Raw genomic sequence first — 17,245 nt, 5'->3', positions numbered from 1 at the left:
GCCGCGATGCCCGCGCCCGCCGACAACGTCCTGACCCCGAGCCAGCTCAACGCGCTGGCGCGCAGCCTGCTCGAGGACGCCTTCCCGCTGGTGCAGGTCGAAGGCGAGATCGGCAACCTGGCGCGCCCGGCGTCGGGCCACATCTACCTCACCCTCAAGGACGCGCGCGCGCAGGTGCGCTGCGCGCTGTTCAAGCCCAAGAGCCAGTGGCTGAACTTCCAGCCGCGCGACGGCCTGCGGGTGCTCGCGCGCGGCCGGCTCACGCTGTACGAGGCGCGCGGCGACTACCAGCTGATCCTCGATTCGCTGGAAGAAGCCGGCGAAGGCGCGCTGCGGCGTGCGTTCGAGCAGCTCAAGGCGAAGCTGCAGGCCGAGGGCCTGTTCGACGCCGAACGCAAGCGTCCCCTGCCCGCCTGGGTGCGCCGGCTGGGCGTGCTGACCTCGCCCTCCGGCGCGGCGGTGCGCGACGTGCTGAGCGTGCTGGCGCGCCGCTTCCCGCTGCTGGAAGTCGAAGTGCTGCCGGTGCCGGTGCAGGGCGCGACCGCCGCGGCGCAGATCACCTCGATGCTGCAGCGGGCGGATGCCAGCGGCCGCTTCGACGCGCTGCTGCTCACCCGCGGCGGCGGCTCGCTGGAAGACCTGTGGGCATTCAACGACGAGGCGCTGGCGCGGGCAATCGCCGCGTCCGGGGTGCCGGTCGTGTCGGCGGTCGGCCACGAAACCGACTTCACCCTGGCCGACTTCGCCGCGGACCTGCGCGCGCCGACGCCCTCGGTGGCCGCCGAACTGCTGGTGCCCGAGCGCGGCGATCTCGCCGCGCGCCTGCGCACGCTGCAGCAGCGCCTGCAGTCCCAGCACCTGCGCCGCCTGCGCGACGCCATGCAGCGCGCCGACCGCGCGGCGCTGCGGCTCAACGCCATGCGCCCGCAGGCGCGCCTGCAGCAGTTGCATGCGCGGCAGCAGGTGGCGATGCAGCGGCTGTCCAGCGCCTTCCGCGCGCAGGAAGAACGCAGGCGAGCGCGCCTGCGCCACGCCGAAGCCGTGCTGCGCGCGATGGCGCCCGGCCGCCGGCTGGCGATGCTGCGCGAGCGCCTGGCGATGCTGCAGCCGCGACCCCAGGCGGCGATCGTGCGGCACCTGCAGCGCGACGCGCTTCGCCTGCGCGGACTGGCGCGCTCGCTCGAAGCGGTGAGCCCGCTGGCCACGGTGGCGCGCGGCTACGCAATCCTCCAGCACGAAGACGGCCGCGTGGTGCGCGCCACGGGCGATGCACAAGCGGGCGACCGGCTGGATGCGCGCCTGGCCGACGGCACGCTGCGCGTGAGGGTGGAAGGTTCTTCGTAAGCCGCGGAAGCGGCGGAAGCCGCGAGCCTCGGTACCTGCAGGAGCGGCGGAAGCCGCGATCCTCGGCACCTGTAGGAGCAACGGGAGCCGCGATCCTCGGCACCTGTAGGAGCGGCGGAAGCCGCGATGGCTTTACCGGGAAAGCATCGCGGCTTCCGACGCTCCTACGAGATCAGGTCGGAAGCTCGCGGCTGAAGCCGCTCCTACAGGGCTTTAACGCAGGGCGCGGGATGCTGCCGGCAAAGGAGACATCGATGCTCGACAAGACCTACCCGTACTTCCTCGCCGGCAAGCCGGTCGCTGCCAACACCGACTTGGAGGTGTTCGACAAGTACTCGGGAAAGCGCGCGACGCGCGTGGCGTTCGCGGATGCGGCCACGGTGCGCAAGGCGATCGCCGCCGCGCACAAGGCGGCGCCGGCGATGGCGGCGTTCCCTCACGACGCGCGCCGCGACGTGCTCGAACACTGCGTGGCGCGCTTCACCGAGCGCCACGAGGAACTCGCGCTCGCCCTGTGCATCGAAGCCGGCAAGCCCATCCGCGACGCGCGCGGCGAGGTCACGCGCCTGATCGACACCTTCCGCATCGCCGCCGGCGAAGCCACCCGGCTGGGCGGCGAGGTGATCGACATGGAGATCTCGAAGCGCACGCGCGGCTATCGCGGCATGGTCAAGCGCGTGCCGGTCGGGCCGTGCGCCTTCATCACCCCGTTCAATTTCCCGCTCAACCTGGTGGCGCACAAGGTGGCGCCGGCGATCGCCGCCGGCTGCCCGTTCGTGCTCAAGCCTGCGGCCAAGACGCCGGTCGGCGCGCTGATCATCGGCGCGGTGCTGGCCGAAACCGACCTGCCGAAGGGCGCGTTCTCGATCCTGCCGTGCAGCAACGACGATGCCGGCCTGCTGGTCGAGGATGCGCGCATCAAGCTGCTCAGCTTTACCGGCGGGCTGGTCGGCTGGGACCTCAAGGCGCGCGCCGGCAAGAAGAAGGTGGTGCTGGAACTCGGCGGCAACGCTGCGTGCATCGTCGACGACGACCCGGGCTCGACCTTGACGCGGTGGCCGAACGCATCGTCTTCGGCGCGTACTACCAGTCCGGGCAAAGCTGCATCGGCGTGCAGCGCATCTTTGCCCACGCCGACGTCTACGTGGCGCTGCGCCGCAAGCTCAAGGCGGCGGTGGCGAAGCTGAGGATGGGCGACCCGCGCGAAGAGAAAACCTTCATCGGCCCGGTGATCGACGAGGCCGCGGCCCGGCGCATCGAGTCGTGGATCGACGCGGCCAGGAAGGGCGGCGCGAAGCTGCTCGCCGGCGGCGCGCGCAAGGGCAACATGCTGCCGGCGACGCTGCTGGAGAACGTGCCGCATGACAGCGACCTGTACCGCAAGGAAGTTTTCGGGCCGGTGGCGGGCATGGAGTCGTTCGACGACTTCGACGATGCGCTGGCACGGGTCAACGACAGCGAGTTCGGCCTGCAGGCCGGCGTGTTCACCGGCCGCCTGGCCCATGCGATGCGCGCGTGGGACCGGCTCGAGGTCGGCGGCGTGGTGATCGGCGACGTGCCGAGTTTCCGCGTCGACAGCATGCCCTACGGCGGGATCAAGGACTCCGGCCTCGGCCGCGAGGGCGTGCGCTACGCGATCGAGGACATGACCGAACAGCGGCTGCTGGTGATCCGCGATCCCGCGTGATCCCGGCGCCGTCGGCGACGCCGCGCAGCGCGGCATCGCCCTGCGCCACCGATCCACCGATCCCTTGCTTCACCGCCGGCGCGTGGCCGGCGCTGCACTGCGCCGGCGCGCCTTCACTTCGCCGAGGCGACCTTGACCTCGCCGACCGCCACGCGGCCGTTGCGGCTCCAGTCGGACAGCGGCTGCAGCCACTGCGTGCGCGGTGCGTCGAACAGCGCTGCGCCGTGGCCGGTGTGCAGCACCATGTCGCGCCGCTCGCCGAGCCGGGGCGCATCGCGCCACAGCCGTCGGCATGACTGCGATGCGTGGTCGTCCGCGTCGCGCAGGCCCAGCACGCGGCCGCTCATGTGGAAGCCGGGCATCTCGGCCAGGCGGTCGTCGCAGTTGCCGAGCAGCGCGTAGTTGACGTGGCGGTTGCCGGTCGTCGCCGAGGCCAGCGCAGCCACGGGCGACCCGGTGCCGGCGCCGACCACGGTGATCGCGCCTGGCGCGACGCCGCTGGCGATCAGCGCGCGCACTTCGTCGCGCACGCGCCGGGCGTGGGTGAGCGCGTCCTCGCCGGCGTAGGCGAGCGTGACGACGGTGAAGCCGTTGTCCTCGAACGCACGTATGTTGGCCGTCTGGTCGACCGCGGCCGAGCGCGACGGCACGTAGACAAGGTAGCGCTGGACGTCGACGCCGCCGTCGCTGGTTGCTCGGGCGGCGGGCGCCATGGCAGCCGCCATCGCCGCGGCAGCCACCGCGGCGAACAGGCTGCGGCGGTAGAAGCAGTGGATCGATCTCATGGCACACCTCGCGGGGGGACGGGGTGTCGGTGGACGCGGGATGCATCGCCGCCGGCAGCACCGTTCTCCCCCTTTCCCGGCCGCCACGACAGTCCGGGATGGCACAGTGACCGATGGCTTTCCGACAAGCGGTGCAACCACCGCGAGCCGCGCGGCCTAGCCGATGCGCCGGTACCGCGTCTCCACCGCTTTCGCCTCGCCGACGCCGGGGATGATGTTGAACATGGTGATGACCAGCGTGTCGGCATCCGGCTGGTCGATCTCGGTACGCCAGCCCCAGTCCGGTCCGCCCTTTCCGTCGCTGTAGTGGGTAAGCACGGCGAAGCGCGCATCGGCGCCGGCCGCCGCCGCGGTGGAGAACAGGATCGAGGAGCCGGTGTGGAAACTGTCCACCCAGGCGCTTTCGAACGCGCCCGCATCCAGGTGCAGGCCGTAGAGCGCCACGCCCTCCCCGGCCTGTTCGCCCTCGCCGTAGCGGTACTCGTGGAGCATGAAACGCCCGCCCAGCGCCGCGCGGATCGTGCCGTCCTGGGTGACGTCCATGACCGGCGGCTCGTCCGGCTTGAACCACACCCGGGTAGTGCCCTGCCATTGGCCGGCCATCGTCCCGAGCCGACGGTGTCCGCCGCGCTGCAGCGAGTCTTCCAGCTCCGCCTTGCCCATGCCGCGCTCCCGTTCTTGGTCCGGCGGCACTTTAACCCCGTCCGGCGCGGCGGTGCGTTTGCCTGCCGCGACCACCACGGAGATTCCCGCATGCAACGCCACGCCCTTGCCACCGCCCTGCTCTGCACGCTCGCCCTGTCCGCCTGCAACACGGTGGGCAACGAACAGGATTCCGTCGCCACCGGCCAGCTCGTTCCGCCTCCACCCGCGGCAGCGGCCGAAGCCGCGCAGGCGGCCAGGGCCGTGCGCGCACTCGAACGCACCCGGTCGGCCGCGAGGCGCGTCCACGCCGCGCCCATGATGGCCGCGGATGCGTACGCCATGGCGCCCGCCCCGGCACCGATCGGATACCAGCAGCCGGCCAACACCGAGAAGTACGCCGCGCACGACGACAATCCCGTGCATCGCACCACCGAGCAGCCGGTCTCGACGTTCTCCATCGATGTCGACACCGGCAGCTATGCCAACGTGCGCCGGATGCTCAACGACGGCGCGCGCCCGCCTGCCGACGCGGTGCGTGCCGAGGAGATGATCAACTACTTCCGCTACGGCCATCCCGCGCCTGTTTCGCCTGACGTGCCCTTCCGCGTGACCACCGAACTGGCCGCCGCGCCGTGGAACGCAAAGCGCCAGCTGCTGATGATCGGCATCAAGGGTTACGACGTGCCGAAGGCGACCCTGCCGCCGGCCAACCTGGTGCTGCTGATCGACACCTCCGGCTCGATGAACACCCCGGACAAGCTGCCGCTGCTGAAGCAGTCGATGAAGCAGCTGGTCAACCAGCTGCGGCCGCAGGACCACGTTTCCATCGTCGTCTACGCCGGCTCCGCCGGGCTGGTGCTGCCACCGACGCCCGGCAACCGCAGCGGCGAGATCCTGGCGGCGCTCGAACGGCTCGAAGCCGGCGGCTCCACCAACGGTGGCGACGGCATCCGGCTGGCCTATGCAATGGCGAGGCAGGGCTACGTCCAGGGCGGCGTCAACCGCGTGATCCTCGCCACCGACGGCGACTTCAACGTCGGCACCGTCGACCAGGGCGCGCTGGAAACGCTGGTCGCCGACCAGCGCAAGACCGGCATCGCGCTGACCACCCTCGGCTTCGGCCGCGGCAACTACAACGACGCGCTGGCCGAGCAGCTGGCCGACATTGGCGACGGCAACCACGCCTACATCGACAGCCTCGCCGAGGCGCGCAAGGTGCTGGTCAGCGAAATGGGGTCGACGCTGCTGACCATCGCCCGCGACGTGAAGATCCAGGTCGAGTTCAACCCCGCCGTCGTCTCCGAATACCGCCTGGTCGGCTACGAGAACCGCGTGCTGCGCAACGAGGACTTCGCCAACGACAGGGTCGACGCCGGCGACATCGGCGCCGGGCACGAAGTCACCGCGCTGTACGAGATCACGCCGGTCGGCTCCGGCGCCGAACAGCTGCCGGCGCTGCGCTACGGGGCTGCTTCGACGCCGGCCGGCGCGTCCGCGGGCGCGGACCGCACGGGAGAAGTCGCGCACCTGCGCCTGCGCTACAAGCGCCCCGGCGAGGACGACAGCCGCCTGGTCACCACGCCGATCGCGCGGTCCTCGCTGCAGGCGACGCCCAGCGACACCCTGCGCTTCGCCGCGACCGTCGCCGCCTACGCCGACGCGCTGCGCGGCGGCAGCCGCATCGGCGACTGGGGCTGGGTCGACATCCTGCGCAGTGCGCGCCAGGTGCGCAGGAACGATCCGCAGCGGGCGGAGTTCGTCGCCCTGGTCGAAACCGCGCAATCGCTTGTCGACGCCGACCGACGCGAGACGGCGGTGGCGGACTAGCGAATCGGCGGGCGAAGGGGTGCGCCGGCCGGGGGCCGAGTGATGGGGAACACGGTGTCGGGGCATGGCCCCGACTTACGCACTGTGGTTGCGGTAGCGGCTTCAGCCGCGAGCTTTTGATCTCGCCGCGTTCCTTCCGAACAGCTCGCGGCTGAAGCCGCTCCTACCAAGGTTTGTTTGCTTCTGTTGTTGCCTTGCTCTTCGCCCTTGACCTCCGGGGCCCCTCCGAAGCGGCGGAGACGGCTGGCCAAACCCCGCAGGGGCGCCGCACATGGATGTGCGGCGTTTTCCGCGAGGGCAGGATGCCCTCCCGGAAAATTCCCGCCGGCTCCGCGAACCCGGTGCGCAGCGCCGGGCGCGCAGGCGGGGTGTGTTTCTTCGGGCCACGTTTCTTTGCACAAGCAAAGAAAGGTGGCTCGCGCCGTCACGGCGCGAAACGCTCTCGCTCCAGGGCAAAAACAATCATCGTCACACCGCAAACATCGCAGCCGTGGACTCCAATCGCTTGCAATCCAGGCCACTAGGTGACCAGACGGTCGTCTGTTGAAAACCCCGCGTTGGCGGGAATGACGATCGAGAGCGTAGTTGCCCACGCCTTTCCCGGCTCTGGCTCGCGCGCCGGCCGCGGAATGGCATACCCCTAGCGCGACTTGCGGGACGACTCCCGCTCCGCATCATCACCATCGCTGCCACGCAGCTCAGGCGACGGCTTTCCATAAAGGAATCCCTGCCCGTATTCGCAGCCCAGCTGGCGCAGGATGTCGCGCTGCTCGACGGTCTCGATGCCCTCGCCGATCGCATCGATGCCCAGCGTCCCGGCGAGCGCAAGGATCGCGCGCACCAGCGCCAGGCTTTCGGCGTGCATTTCGCCGCCCAGGCCGGCGACGAAGCTCTGGTCGATCTTGAGCGCCTGGATCGGGAACCGGTGCAGGTACGACAGCGCGGAGAACCCGGTGCCGAAATCGTCCAGCAGCGCCAGCACGCCACGCCCCCGCAGCACGTTGAGCATGCGCAGGATGCGCGGCGCATCGTCGAGCAGCGCGACCTCGGTGATTTCGATCCGCAGCCGGCGCGGATCGGCGCCGGCGTCGTCGAGCATCTGCAGCAGCCGCTCGGCGAACGTTTCGGAATGGAAGTGGCGCGGCGAGACGTTGATCGAGACATAGCCGCGGTGGTGCCGGGTCATCCAGTCGAACACGCGGCGGTACATCAGCCAGTCGACCTGTTCGATCAGCCCGCTGTCTTCGCCCACGCCGATGAACTCGCCCGGCGGCAGAGGTCCGTGCAGTTCGTGGTTCCAGCGCAGCAGCGCCTCATGGCCCACCACTTCGCCATCGGCCAGCCGCACGATGGGCTGGAAATGCGGTTCGAAGGCGTCGTTGAGGATCGCTCGGCGCAGGTCGGCCTCCAGGTCCAGCAGGCGCGTGGCCTCGGCGCGCATCTCCTCGTCGAACAGCGCGCTGCGGTCGCGCCCATGGGCCTTGGCGCGGTACATCGCGGCGTCGGCGTCGCGCAGCATGTCCTCGCCCTGGCGGTAGCGCGGCTCCCACAGCGCGATGCCGATGCTGGCCGAGGGAAACAGCTCGCGGCCGGCGATCCACATCGGCTTGCCCAGCTCCGCCAGCAGCGCCGCGGCCAGCGCCTCGGCGGCAGCGTGGTCGCCGACCTCCTCGACCAGCACCGCGAACTCGTCGCCGCCCAGCCTGGCGACCAGCGTCTTCTCTCCGAGCGTGGCGGAAATGCGGCGGCCGGCCTCGACCAGCATCTCGTCGCCGGCCGCGTGCCCGGCGCTGTCGTTGACCAGCTTGAAGCGGTCCAGGTCGAGGAACAGCACGACGAAGCGCTCGCGCTGCGGGTCGCCCATGCGCGCGATCGCGGCGTCCAGCCGTTCGAGCAGCAGGACGCGGTTGGGCAGCCCGGTCAGGCCGTCGTGGCGCGCCAGGTGGGTGAGCTGCTGCTCGGCGCGCACGCGCTCGCCGATCTGCGCGCGCAGTTCGCGGTTGGCGCTTTCCAGCTCGCGCGTCCGTGCCTCGACGCGGAATTCCAGTTCGGCGTGCGCGGCCTTGAGGTGCTCCTGCGCCCGCTTGCGCGCCAGCGCGCCGTCGATGTGGTGGGCGACGAAGGTCAGCAGCGCCTGGTCGCGCGCCTCGAAGCTCACCTCGGACGTGTAGCTCTGCACCACGATCACGCCGACCACCATGTCCTCGCGCTTGAGCGGCACGCCGAGCCAGCAGTGCGCCAGCGGGCCGAAACTGCGCACCGTGCCGCTGGCCTCGAGGTCGGCGATGGTGGCGCGGTCGGCCAGCAGCGGCTCGCCGGTGGACAGCACGTACTCGGTCAGGCCCTTGGCGAGGAGGCGGGATTCACGGCTCCGGTCGCGCTCGTCGACCGAGTACGGGAACTCGATGTGCTCGCCGTCGCCTGACAGCAGGGCGATGTAGAAGTTGCGCGCGTACAGCAGCTCGCCGACGATCGAATGCACATCGGCGTAGAAGCGCTCCAGGCTGCCCGCGGTGACCGACAGCTCGGTGATCCGGTACAGCGCCCGCTGCAGCTTCTCGGCGCGCTGGCGCTCGACGATTTCGGTCTGCAGGATCATGTTGGCCTGCTGCAGTTCGCGGGTGCGCTCCTCGACGCGGCGCTCGAGCTGCTCGCGCGCCTGGCGGCGGTCGAGCGCGGTGAGGATGTGCTGGGCCACGTATTCCAGCAGGGTGCGGTCCTCGTGGGTGTAGCGCGCGGCCTGGAGGTAGCTCTGCACGACGATGGCGCCGCTGACGCGGCCCTCGCGCCGCATCGGCACGCCGAGCCAGTCGGCGCTGTCCGGGCCGTGGCTCGGGTCGTGCGGCACGTCGAGCGCTTCACGGATCCGCGCCGACGGCCCGAACATCGGCTGGCCGTGCCGCAGCAAGGCCACCGTCAGGCTGTTGCCCATCGCGTCCAGGCCCAGTTCCTCGTCGGGCTCGGCGACGTAGGGGTCGCGCTGGTCGGCGAAATACAGGAACCGCAGCGTCTCGCGGACATCGTCGTACAGCACGATGTAGAAGTTCTCGGCCGGCATCAGCCCGCCGACGACTTCGTGGATCCGCCCGAGCATGTCCTGCATTTCCAGCCCGGAGCCGGCCAGGTCGGCGATCTCGTACAGCGCCTGCTGCAGGCGCTCGGACTTCTGCAGCGATTCGATCCGCGACTGCGCCTGCGCAGCGGTGAGCGTGGCGCCGATGGTGCGGCGCGCGAGTTCGAGCCACGCCGCGTGCAGGCCGGGCGGCAGCGGCTGCGAGAGGTCGGCCGCCAGGGCCATGCGCGTACCGGCATCGCTCCAGGCATCGACGATCTCGGCATCGTGGCCGCCGGGCAGGAAATGCTCGAGCGAATCCCGGGCGCGGGCAATCAGGGCGTGCGACGCGGCGCCGGCGTGCGAGAGCCCCCCGCCGATGCGGACATCGCTCCACGCCACCGCGAGCCGGGATTCGGGCGGCAGCGTTGCAACCAGCAATTCGGCGAGGCCGGAAGCCCCATCTTCCGACGCCGTGGTTCTCGTTGTCTGCGCCAAGTTTCGCAAGCCACTGTTGCCCCGCCGCCATCATTGAACATAACGGGCGTTTTTTCCATTACCTGCAACCCCGATGCGCGCCGATGGCCGTTTGGTTCGGGCATGAACGGTGTCCACGCGAGCATGGTGGCGATCAGGCCGGGCGTGCCGCCGGGGGCGCGCCCGGCCGCGGGCTTTTCCTGCGTCGCGGCAACGCTTAACCTGCGGCCAATGAATGATGTCGCCACCCCGCAAGCCGATGCCAGCGACGACACCAGCGACGAGACGCTGATGCTGGCCTACGCGGCCGGGCGGATGGCCGCATTCGAGCAACTCTACGCACGCCATCGCGCCCGCCTGTACCGCTTCCTGCTGGGCCAGCTGCGCGACGGAGCGCTCGCCGACGACCTGTTCCAGGACATCTGGCAGCGCGTGATTGCCGCGCGCGCCGGCTGGACCCCGGACGCTTCGTTCGCCAGCTGGCTCTACCGCATTGCCCACAATCGCATCGCCGACCACTGGCGCGCCCAGCAGTACCGCCCGCCCGCGCCGGAGAACGCCGACGAACGCACCGCACGCATCCCCGATCCCGACACTCCGGAACGCACGCTGTCCGAGTTCGAACAGCGTCGCGGCATGCAGCTGGCGCTCGACGAACTGCCCGACGAGCAGCGCGAGGTGATCATGCTGCGGCTGGAACAGGAACTGACCCTGGAAGAGATCGGTGCCATCACCGGCGTTGGCCGGGAAACGGTGAAGTCGCGCCTGCGCTACGCGATGGACAAGCTGCGCGCGCGCCTGGGAGACGCCGGATGAGCACCGAATCCCGCCACCCGGATACAAGCCGCGACGCGCTCACGCCGGAGGAGCGCGCGCTGGCGCAGCGCCTGTCCCGCCTCGGCCCGCAAGGCGAACCGTCACCGTCGCTCGATGCGCGCATCCTGGCGGCCGCCCGCGCCGCAGCCGAAGCGCCCTCGGCCGCCGCCGCCGCGCGGACCACGCCGCGACGCAGGCAGCGGCGCTGGCCGGTTGCCTTCGGCGCCGCCGCCACCCTGGTCATCGTCGGCGGGCTGGCGTGGCAGCTGCGGCCAGTCGATGACATCCATGTCGAATACTCCGAAGCGCCGCGCGTGGCCACGGGCGTGCCTGCCGAAACGGCTTCGGCCAAAGTGCCACCGCCGCATCGCGGCGATGAGGCAATGCCCGCCCCCGCGCCGGTGGCGCTGCCGGCACCGGTGGAGGACGAGGCTGCGCGCGCGGCCGGCAGCGTCGCACCGCCGCCGCCCGCTGCGCCGGCAGCGCGGCACGAGTCGGCTCCAGCAGCCGAACGCTTCGCGGAAGCGCCGGCCGAAGCCGGTGCGCAGGCCGCACCGAAGGCATTCGCATCGAAGCCTGCGCCCGCTCCCGCGGAACCGCCGGTGGTCTTCGACGAGCCGTCGCCGATGGACACTCCGTCGCCGGCGCGGGAGATCCGGCAGCTCGCGCCGCCTGCGCCTGTCCCTCCTCCGTCCGCCGCGGCCGCCACGCAGGCAGCCCCGGCAACTGCGGCGATCGTCGTGCCCCAGGCGCCCGCCTCCGGCAGCGCGTCCCGGGCGGCAGCCGCGGCGACTGCGGAACAGGCGGCGCGCGCGCAACGGGCGATGCAGGTGGAACCACCGGCACGCCGCACGCGCGCCGCGCAGGTTGCGTCCGGTGCCACGGCGCAACCGGCGAGGCCGGCCAGCGCGACGGCCGCCGCCGATGCCAGCACGCTCGATCGCATCGATGTCGCCAACGCACCCACTGATGCATCCGGCGCGGAACGCGATGAGGTCGATGACGACGCCGGCGACCAGCCGCTCGACGACCAGCCGCCGGCATCGGTCGATTCGCCGCAGGTCCGGCAGGCCTGGCTGCAGCGCGTGCGCCAACTCGTTGCCGAAGGCAGGCCCGACGCCGCGCGCGACAGCCTGCGCGAATACCAGCGCCGCTATCCGAAGGCCCCTTTGCCCGAAGACCTGCGCGCGCTGCTGCACCAGTGACCAGGCCCCCGTGAGCCTGCACACGCTGGCAGCACCCGCTACGCATGCGATCGAGGTCAGGCACAGCCGCTTCGTCGCCAACGCCTTCCCGGTCGAAAGCGCCGAACAGGCCATGCACGCACTGGCCGCGGCCTCGGTCGCGGACGCCACCCACAACTGCTGGGCCTGGCGCATCGGCGAGGACTACCGCTCCAACGACGACGGCGAACCGGCCGGTACCGCCGGACGCCCGATCCTCGCCGCCATCGATGGCCAGGGCATCGACCGGGTGGTGGTCGTGGTCACGCGCTGGTTCGGCGGCATCAAGCTCGGCGCCGGCGGGCTGGTCCGCGCCTACGGCGGTGCCGCAGCCGAGTGCCTGCGGCTCGCCGAACGCGTGGCGCTGGTCGCGATGCGCGATATCGCCCTGCACGCGCCGTTCGAGGACCTGGGCAGCGTCCACGCGGCGTTCGCGGCCTTTTCCGCCGAGAAACTCGCCGAAACCTTCGATCCCCACGGCGTCCGCCTCACGCTGCGGCTGCCGGAGGACAGCGTCGATGCCTTGAAACTGCGCCTGCGCGACGCCACCCGTAATCGGGTGCGTTTCGACGACAATGGCTGATGGCTGAAATCCCAGAGCACGATACCGACGCCGGCGCGACGGCTCATTCCCAGGCAGGGCAGGACGCGGCGGGCAAGCCGAAGCCCCGTCTCGGCAGCCTGCGCGCGCTGTGGCCCTTCGTCATGCGCCAGAAGGGCCTGCTGGTGGCGTGGTTGGTCGCATTGGCCGCATCCAGCAGCGCCACCCTGAGCCTGCCGCTGGTGGTGCGGCGGATGATCGACCACGGCTTTTCCGGCGACGGCAACATCAACGCCACCTTCGCGCTGGTGTTCGCGGTCGCGCTGGCGCTGGCGATCGCCACCGCGGCGCGCTTCTTCTTCGTCTCGCTGCTGGGCGAACGCGTGGTGGCCGACCTGCGCGAGCGGCTGTATTCGCACCTGGTCGGCCTCGACCAGGCGTTCTTCGAGCGCAACCGCAGCGGTGAACTGGTCTCGCGCCTCACCGCCGACACCGAACTGCTGCGCAGCGTGGTCGGTTCGACCGTCTCGGTGGCGCTGCGCAGCGTGGTGATGGTGATCGGCAGCCTGGCGATGATGATGGCCACCAGCCCGCGGCTGGCCATGTACACGCTGATCGGCATCCCGCTGTGCGTGCTGCCGCTGGTACTGGGCGGACGCCGGCTGGGGAAGATCTCGCGGCAGAGCCAGGACCGCGTGGCCGATGCCAACTCGCTGGCCACCGAAACGCTCGGCGCGATTCCCACCGTGCAGGCGCACGCGCGCGAGCCCTACGAGCGCGGACGCTTCGCCGCCGCCATCGCCGCGTCGGTGGCCACCGCGCGCAGGCGCATCGGCTGGCAGGCCGTGGTCACCGCGATGGCGATCTCGCTGGTGTTCGGCGCGGTCACGCTGGTGCTGTGGTCGGGCGCGCACGACGTGATCGACGGCCGGCTCACGGTCGGCACGCTCAGCCAGTTCGTGCTGTACGCGGTGCTCGGCGGCGGCTCGGTCGGCGCGCTCGCCGAAACCTGGAACGAACTGCAGAAGGCCGCCGGCGGCATGGGCCGGATCGGCGAACTGCTCGACGAACGCGCGGTCATCGCCCCGCCGGCGCAGCCGCGATCGCTGCCGTCCCCGGTGCACGGCGCGCTGCGCTTCGACGACGTCACGTTCCACTACCCCTCGCGGCCCGATGCGCCTGCGCTCGAGAACTTCAGCCTGCAGGTCGCGCCGGGCGAGACCGTGGCCCTGGTCGGCCCGTCCGGTGCCGGCAAGAGCACCGTCTTCACGATGCTGCTGCGCTTCCACGATCCGCAGAGCGGGCGCATCGAGGTCGATGGCGTGGACATCCGCACGCTCGACCCGGCGCAGCTGCGCGGTGCCATTGCCCTGGTGCCGCAGCAGCCGGCGATCTTCGCCAGCAGCGCGCGCGACAACATCCGCTACGGCCGGCTGGAAGCCAGCGATGCCGAACTCGAAGCCGCGGCGCGCTCCGCCGAGGCGCACGAGTTCTTGTCGGTGCTGCCCAACGGCTACGACGAGCAGCTCGGTGAACGCGGCGCACGCCTGTCCGGCGGCCAGCAGCAGCGCATCGCCATCGCCCGCGCGCTGCTCAAGGACGCGCCGGTGCTGCTGCTCGACGAGGCCACCTCGGCGCTGGACGCGCAGAGCGAGCGCGCCGTGCAGCAGGCGCTGGAGCGGCTGATGGAAGGCCGCACCACGCTGGTGATCGCGCATCGGCTGGCCACCGTGCTCAAGGCCGACCGGATCGTGGTCATGGACCACGGCCGCATCGTTGCCCAGGGCACGCACGACGAACTGCTGGCCCAGGACGGGCTGTATGCGGAGCTGGCGCGGCTGCAGTTCCTCGACTGAGCGCTTCACCCGGTGGGAGCGGCCGCTACATCGGCCACGCGCGCGCGATCGGCATGGCGAAGTCGGCGTCCGCCGGCAGCGTCCCCAGCGCCAGCCCGTGCCCGCCGCCCAGGCGGCTGCGGCAGAACAGCCCGGCCAGCGGACTGTTCGCCCGCAGCAGCAGGCCGGCCTGGAGCGCCAGGGCGAGGCGCTCGACCAGCATGCGCGCGCCGGCTTCGTCCGTGCTCCGAAGAGATTCGCGCAGCGCGGGGAGCGCCGCGTCGTAGTCCCGGTCTTCGCACGAAGCGGCATCCAGCTCCGCCACCAGCGCCTCCGCGGATTCCGGCTCGCGCGCCAGCGCGCGCAGCACGTCGAGGCACTGGATGTTGCCGCTGCCCTCCCAGATCGAGTTGAGCGGCGCCTGCCGGTACAGCCGCGGCAGGATCGACTCCTCGATGTAGCCCGCGCCACCCAGGCATTCCTGCGCCTCGTTGACGAAGGCCGGCGCGCGCTTGCAGATCCAGTACTTGCCGATCGCGGTGGCGATGCGCGCGAGGGCGGCCTCGCGCGGGTCGCGTGGCGATGCATCGACCGCTCGCGCGACCCGCATCGACAGCGCCAGCGCGGCCTCGGATTCGATCGCCAGGTCCGCCAGTACGTTGCGCATCAGCGGCTGCTCGATGAGCCGCTTGCCGAACGCCATGCGATGGCTCGCATGGTGCAGCGCCTGCGCCAGCGCCATGCGCATCTGCGCGGCCGAGCCGAGCATGCAGTCCAGGCGCGTGAGCATCACCATCTGCAGGATCGTGGCGATGCCGCGCCCTTCGGCGCCGATGCGCCACGCCCGCGCCTCCATGAACTCGACTTCGCCCGACGCGTTGCTCCAGTCGCCGAGCTTGTCCTTCAGGCGCATCAGCGCGAAGGCATTCTTTGCGCCGTCCGGCAGGCGTCGAGGCAGCAGGAAACAACTGAGGCCGCCCGGCGCCTGCGCCAGCACCAGGAAGCCGTCGGACATCGGCGCCGAGAAGAACCATTTGTGCCCGACCAGCGCGTACTCGCCGTCGCCGAGCTGCGTGGCCGTCGTGGTGTTGGCGCGCACGTCGCTGCCACCCTGCTTCTCGGTCATGCCCATGCCCAGGGTCACGCCGGGCTTGCCGTCGATGGCGACGTCGCGCGGGTCGTAGCGGCAGGCAGCGACCTTGTCCGCCCACTCGCGCAATCCCGGCGCCTGCCGCAGCACCGGCACCGCGGCGTGGGTCATCGTCAGCGGGCAGCTGGTACCGGGCTCGGCCTGGTTGTGCAGGTAGCACAGCGCCGCGCGCGCGACGTGCGCGCCGGGCGACGCGTCCGCCCATGACAGCCCGGCCACGCCATGTTCGACGGCCGCGGCCATGATCCGGTGATAGTTCGGGTGGAACTCGACGGTGTCGATGCGATGCCCGAAGCGGTCGTGGCTGCGCAGGCGCGGCCGGTCGCGGTGGGCGTCGAACGACAGCGCAAGCAGCTCGCCACCTGCCAACGCGCCGTAGCGCGCGACCTGCCCTGCGTGGGCATCGCCACCTTCGCGCACGAGCGCCTCGCGCAGGGCGATGTCGTCCTGCCACAGGTCGCGCGGCGCGAACTCCGGCGGCTGGTTGTCGACAGCGTGGGTCTGGAAACGCGACATGACCGGGCCCTCCATGCGATGCGCCGATTCTGGCGCAATCCGCGCGGCGGCGCCGTTATCGCCGTGCGTGGCCGGCAAGGGCGTCGACGAATGCAGCCTCCAGCCCGACCTTCCCGAACATTCCGCGCTGCGTGCCCCTGAGCACGTGCAGCATGTGGCCGCGACCGCCCGGCAACCGTCCCAGCGGCAGGAATGCGATGTCGCGCAGCGCGGCCACGAGGTCGCGGTCGGACTGGAAAAGCGGCGTGAGCCAGCGGCTCCAGAACTGGTAGATGCGGACGTGGCGGCGACGCGCGTGCTCGTACGCGGCGAGCGCCGCGCCGATGTCCGGATGCGCGCGCAATGCGTCGCGCAGCGATAGCGCATCCATCAGGGCCATGTTCACGCCCTGCCCCAGCTGCGGGCTCATGGCGTGCGCTGCGTCACCCATCAGCACGACGCGGTCGCGATGCCAGCGGCGCGGCACCGCGTCGCGATAGCTGGCGCGCGCCAGCGAATTTTCTTCCACTCCGCCCAGGCGGGCGAGCGCCTCGGGCCAGATCGAGCGTACCTCATCGATCCACGCCGCCATCCCGCGCGCGTGCCAGGCATCGAAATCGTCGCTGCGCAGGCTCCAGAAGAAGCTCAGGCGCGGCGTGTCGTCGCCCGGGCGCGTGCCGACCGGCAACAGGCCGATCATCCGGCGCGCGGCGACATAGCGCTGGCGAAGTTCGTCTTCCCACGGCCAGTCGCCGCGCGGCACCAGGCACCACAGCGCGCCCCAGGGATAGGGCCGGTCAAGCCCGCCGGCATCGACGTGCCGGCGCAGGCACGACCCGGAGCCGTCCGCCGCGATGACCAGGTCGAACGGACCATGCCAGCGCCCGTCCGCATCGCGGATGCGCCGCGTGTCATCGTCGATCGCGATGATCCGCGTGCCCCGGTGCATCGAGTCGATTCCGTCCCAGGCCTGCGCCAGCAGGGAGAACAACGCGCCGCGCTGCATACCCAGGCCGCACAGCCGTGCATCCAGGCCGGCATAGCGCATGTCCATCACCGCGCGCCCGCAGGGCGTCTCGCCGTACAGGCGACGCACCGGCGCGCCATGCGCCAGCGCTGCATCCAGCAGGCCCATCGCCCACAGTACCTGCAGGCCGGTGGGCTGCAGCAGGAAGCCCGCTCCCACCGGCCCGGGCTGCGGCGCCTGCTCGAACACCTCGACGCGGTGCCCGTCTCGCGCCAACAGCACGGCCGCCGCCTGGCCCGCAGTGCCGTATCCAACGATTGCAACGTGTCGTGGTGTCATCGTCGAGGTGGTGCCGCACAAGAAAAAGCCCCGCCTGGAGGCGGGGCTCAAGCGTCGCGATG

At 71.2% G+C, this 17,245-nt stretch carries 11 protein-coding genes and 1 pseudogene; 7 read left to right on the top strand and 5 right to left on the bottom strand.

Features of this window, described 5'->3' with window-relative positions:
- Nucleotides 1-6 precede the first annotated feature (6 nt).
- Both xseA and H570_RS17145 read left to right on the top strand, forming a co-directional pair.
- On the top strand, nt 7-1,344 hold the full coding sequence (xseA, locus tag H570_RS0109900) for an exodeoxyribonuclease VII large subunit (RefSeq protein WP_027080595.1): 1,338 nt from the start codon (nt 7-9) through the stop codon (nt 1,342-1,344).
- Between the two features lie 254 nt (nt 1,345-1,598).
- Nucleotides 1,599-3,031, top strand: a pseudogene (locus H570_RS17145) (aldehyde dehydrogenase family protein).
- A 113-nt stretch (nt 3,032-3,144) separates the two neighbouring features.
- Here the strand turns inward: H570_RS17145 and H570_RS0109890 are convergent.
- Both H570_RS0109890 and H570_RS0109885 read right to left on the bottom strand, forming a co-directional pair.
- Nucleotides 3,145-3,816 (bottom strand): hypothetical protein, encoded by a 672-nt coding sequence (locus tag H570_RS0109890; RefSeq protein ID WP_027080594.1) that lies wholly within the window; start codon nt 3,814-3,816, stop codon nt 3,145-3,147.
- Between the two features lie 156 nt (nt 3,817-3,972).
- Nucleotides 3,973-4,479: a DUF1579 family protein gene (locus H570_RS0109885; RefSeq protein WP_027080593.1), complete on the bottom strand. Its 507-nt coding sequence runs from the start codon at nt 4,477-4,479 to the stop codon at nt 3,973-3,975.
- Between the two features lie 90 nt (nt 4,480-4,569).
- On the opposite strand from H570_RS0109885, the gene H570_RS17140 reads away from it, so the two are divergent.
- The gene (locus H570_RS17140) at nt 4,570-6,288 is read left to right on the top strand and encodes a vWA domain-containing protein (RefSeq protein WP_036135905.1); all 1,719 of its coding nucleotides are present in this window, start codon (nt 4,570-4,572) and stop codon (nt 6,286-6,288) included.
- A 640-nt stretch (nt 6,289-6,928) separates the two neighbouring features.
- Here the strand turns inward: H570_RS17140 and H570_RS17135 are convergent.
- The gene (locus H570_RS17135) at nt 6,929-9,781 is read right to left on the bottom strand and encodes a sensor domain-containing diguanylate cyclase (RefSeq protein WP_245559589.1); all 2,853 of its coding nucleotides are present in this window, start codon (nt 9,779-9,781) and stop codon (nt 6,929-6,931) included.
- A gap of 267 nt (nt 9,782-10,048) precedes the next feature.
- On the opposite strand from H570_RS17135, the gene H570_RS0109870 reads away from it, so the two are divergent.
- Genes H570_RS0109870 through H570_RS17130 form a run of 4 tightly spaced genes read left to right on the top strand, consistent with a single transcriptional unit; the run spans nt 10,049 to nt 14,253 of the window.
- Complete coding sequence (locus H570_RS0109870; RefSeq protein WP_036135902.1) at nt 10,049-10,633, top strand: RNA polymerase sigma factor; 585 nt, start codon at nt 10,049-10,051, stop codon at nt 10,631-10,633.
- A complete protein-coding gene (locus H570_RS19410; protein ID WP_027080591.1) occupies nt 10,630-11,838 on the top strand; it encodes a hypothetical protein in 1,209 nt (402 codons plus the stop codon). The genes H570_RS0109870 and H570_RS19410 overlap by 4 nt, the downstream gene beginning before the upstream one ends.
- A gap of 10 nt (nt 11,839-11,848) precedes the next feature.
- Nucleotides 11,849-12,439 carry an IMPACT family protein gene (locus H570_RS0109860; RefSeq protein WP_027080590.1) on the top strand — a complete coding sequence of 197 codons (591 nt, stop codon included), beginning with the start codon at nt 11,849-11,851 and terminating at the stop codon, nt 12,437-12,439.
- Nucleotides 12,439-14,253: an ABC transporter transmembrane domain-containing protein gene (locus tag H570_RS17130; RefSeq protein ID WP_051176282.1), complete on the top strand. Its 1,815-nt coding sequence runs from the start codon at nt 12,439-12,441 to the stop codon at nt 14,251-14,253. Before H570_RS0109860 ends, H570_RS17130 begins: the two co-directional genes overlap by 1 nt.
- A gap of 25 nt (nt 14,254-14,278) precedes the next feature.
- Here the strand turns inward: H570_RS17130 and H570_RS0109850 are convergent, their stop codons facing one another.
- Together H570_RS0109850 and H570_RS0109845 are read right to left on the bottom strand one after the other, a co-directional pair.
- Complete coding sequence (locus H570_RS0109850) at nt 14,279-15,913, bottom strand: isovaleryl-CoA dehydrogenase (protein ID WP_027080589.1); 1,635 nt, start codon at nt 15,911-15,913, stop codon at nt 14,279-14,281.
- A 40-nt stretch (nt 15,914-15,953) separates the two neighbouring features.
- Complete coding sequence (locus tag H570_RS0109845; RefSeq protein ID WP_027080588.1) at nt 15,954-17,183, bottom strand: FAD-dependent oxidoreductase; 1,230 nt, start codon at nt 17,181-17,183, stop codon at nt 15,954-15,956.
- Nucleotides 17,184-17,245 lie beyond the last annotated feature (62 nt).

The organism is Luteimonas mephitis DSM 12574 (assembly GCF_000422305.1).
Lineage (GTDB): Bacteria > Pseudomonadota > Gammaproteobacteria > Xanthomonadales > Xanthomonadaceae > Luteimonas > Luteimonas mephitis.
The sequence above is the reverse complement of the archived record's forward strand: the minus strand, read 5'-3'. Positions and strand labels throughout refer to the sequence as shown.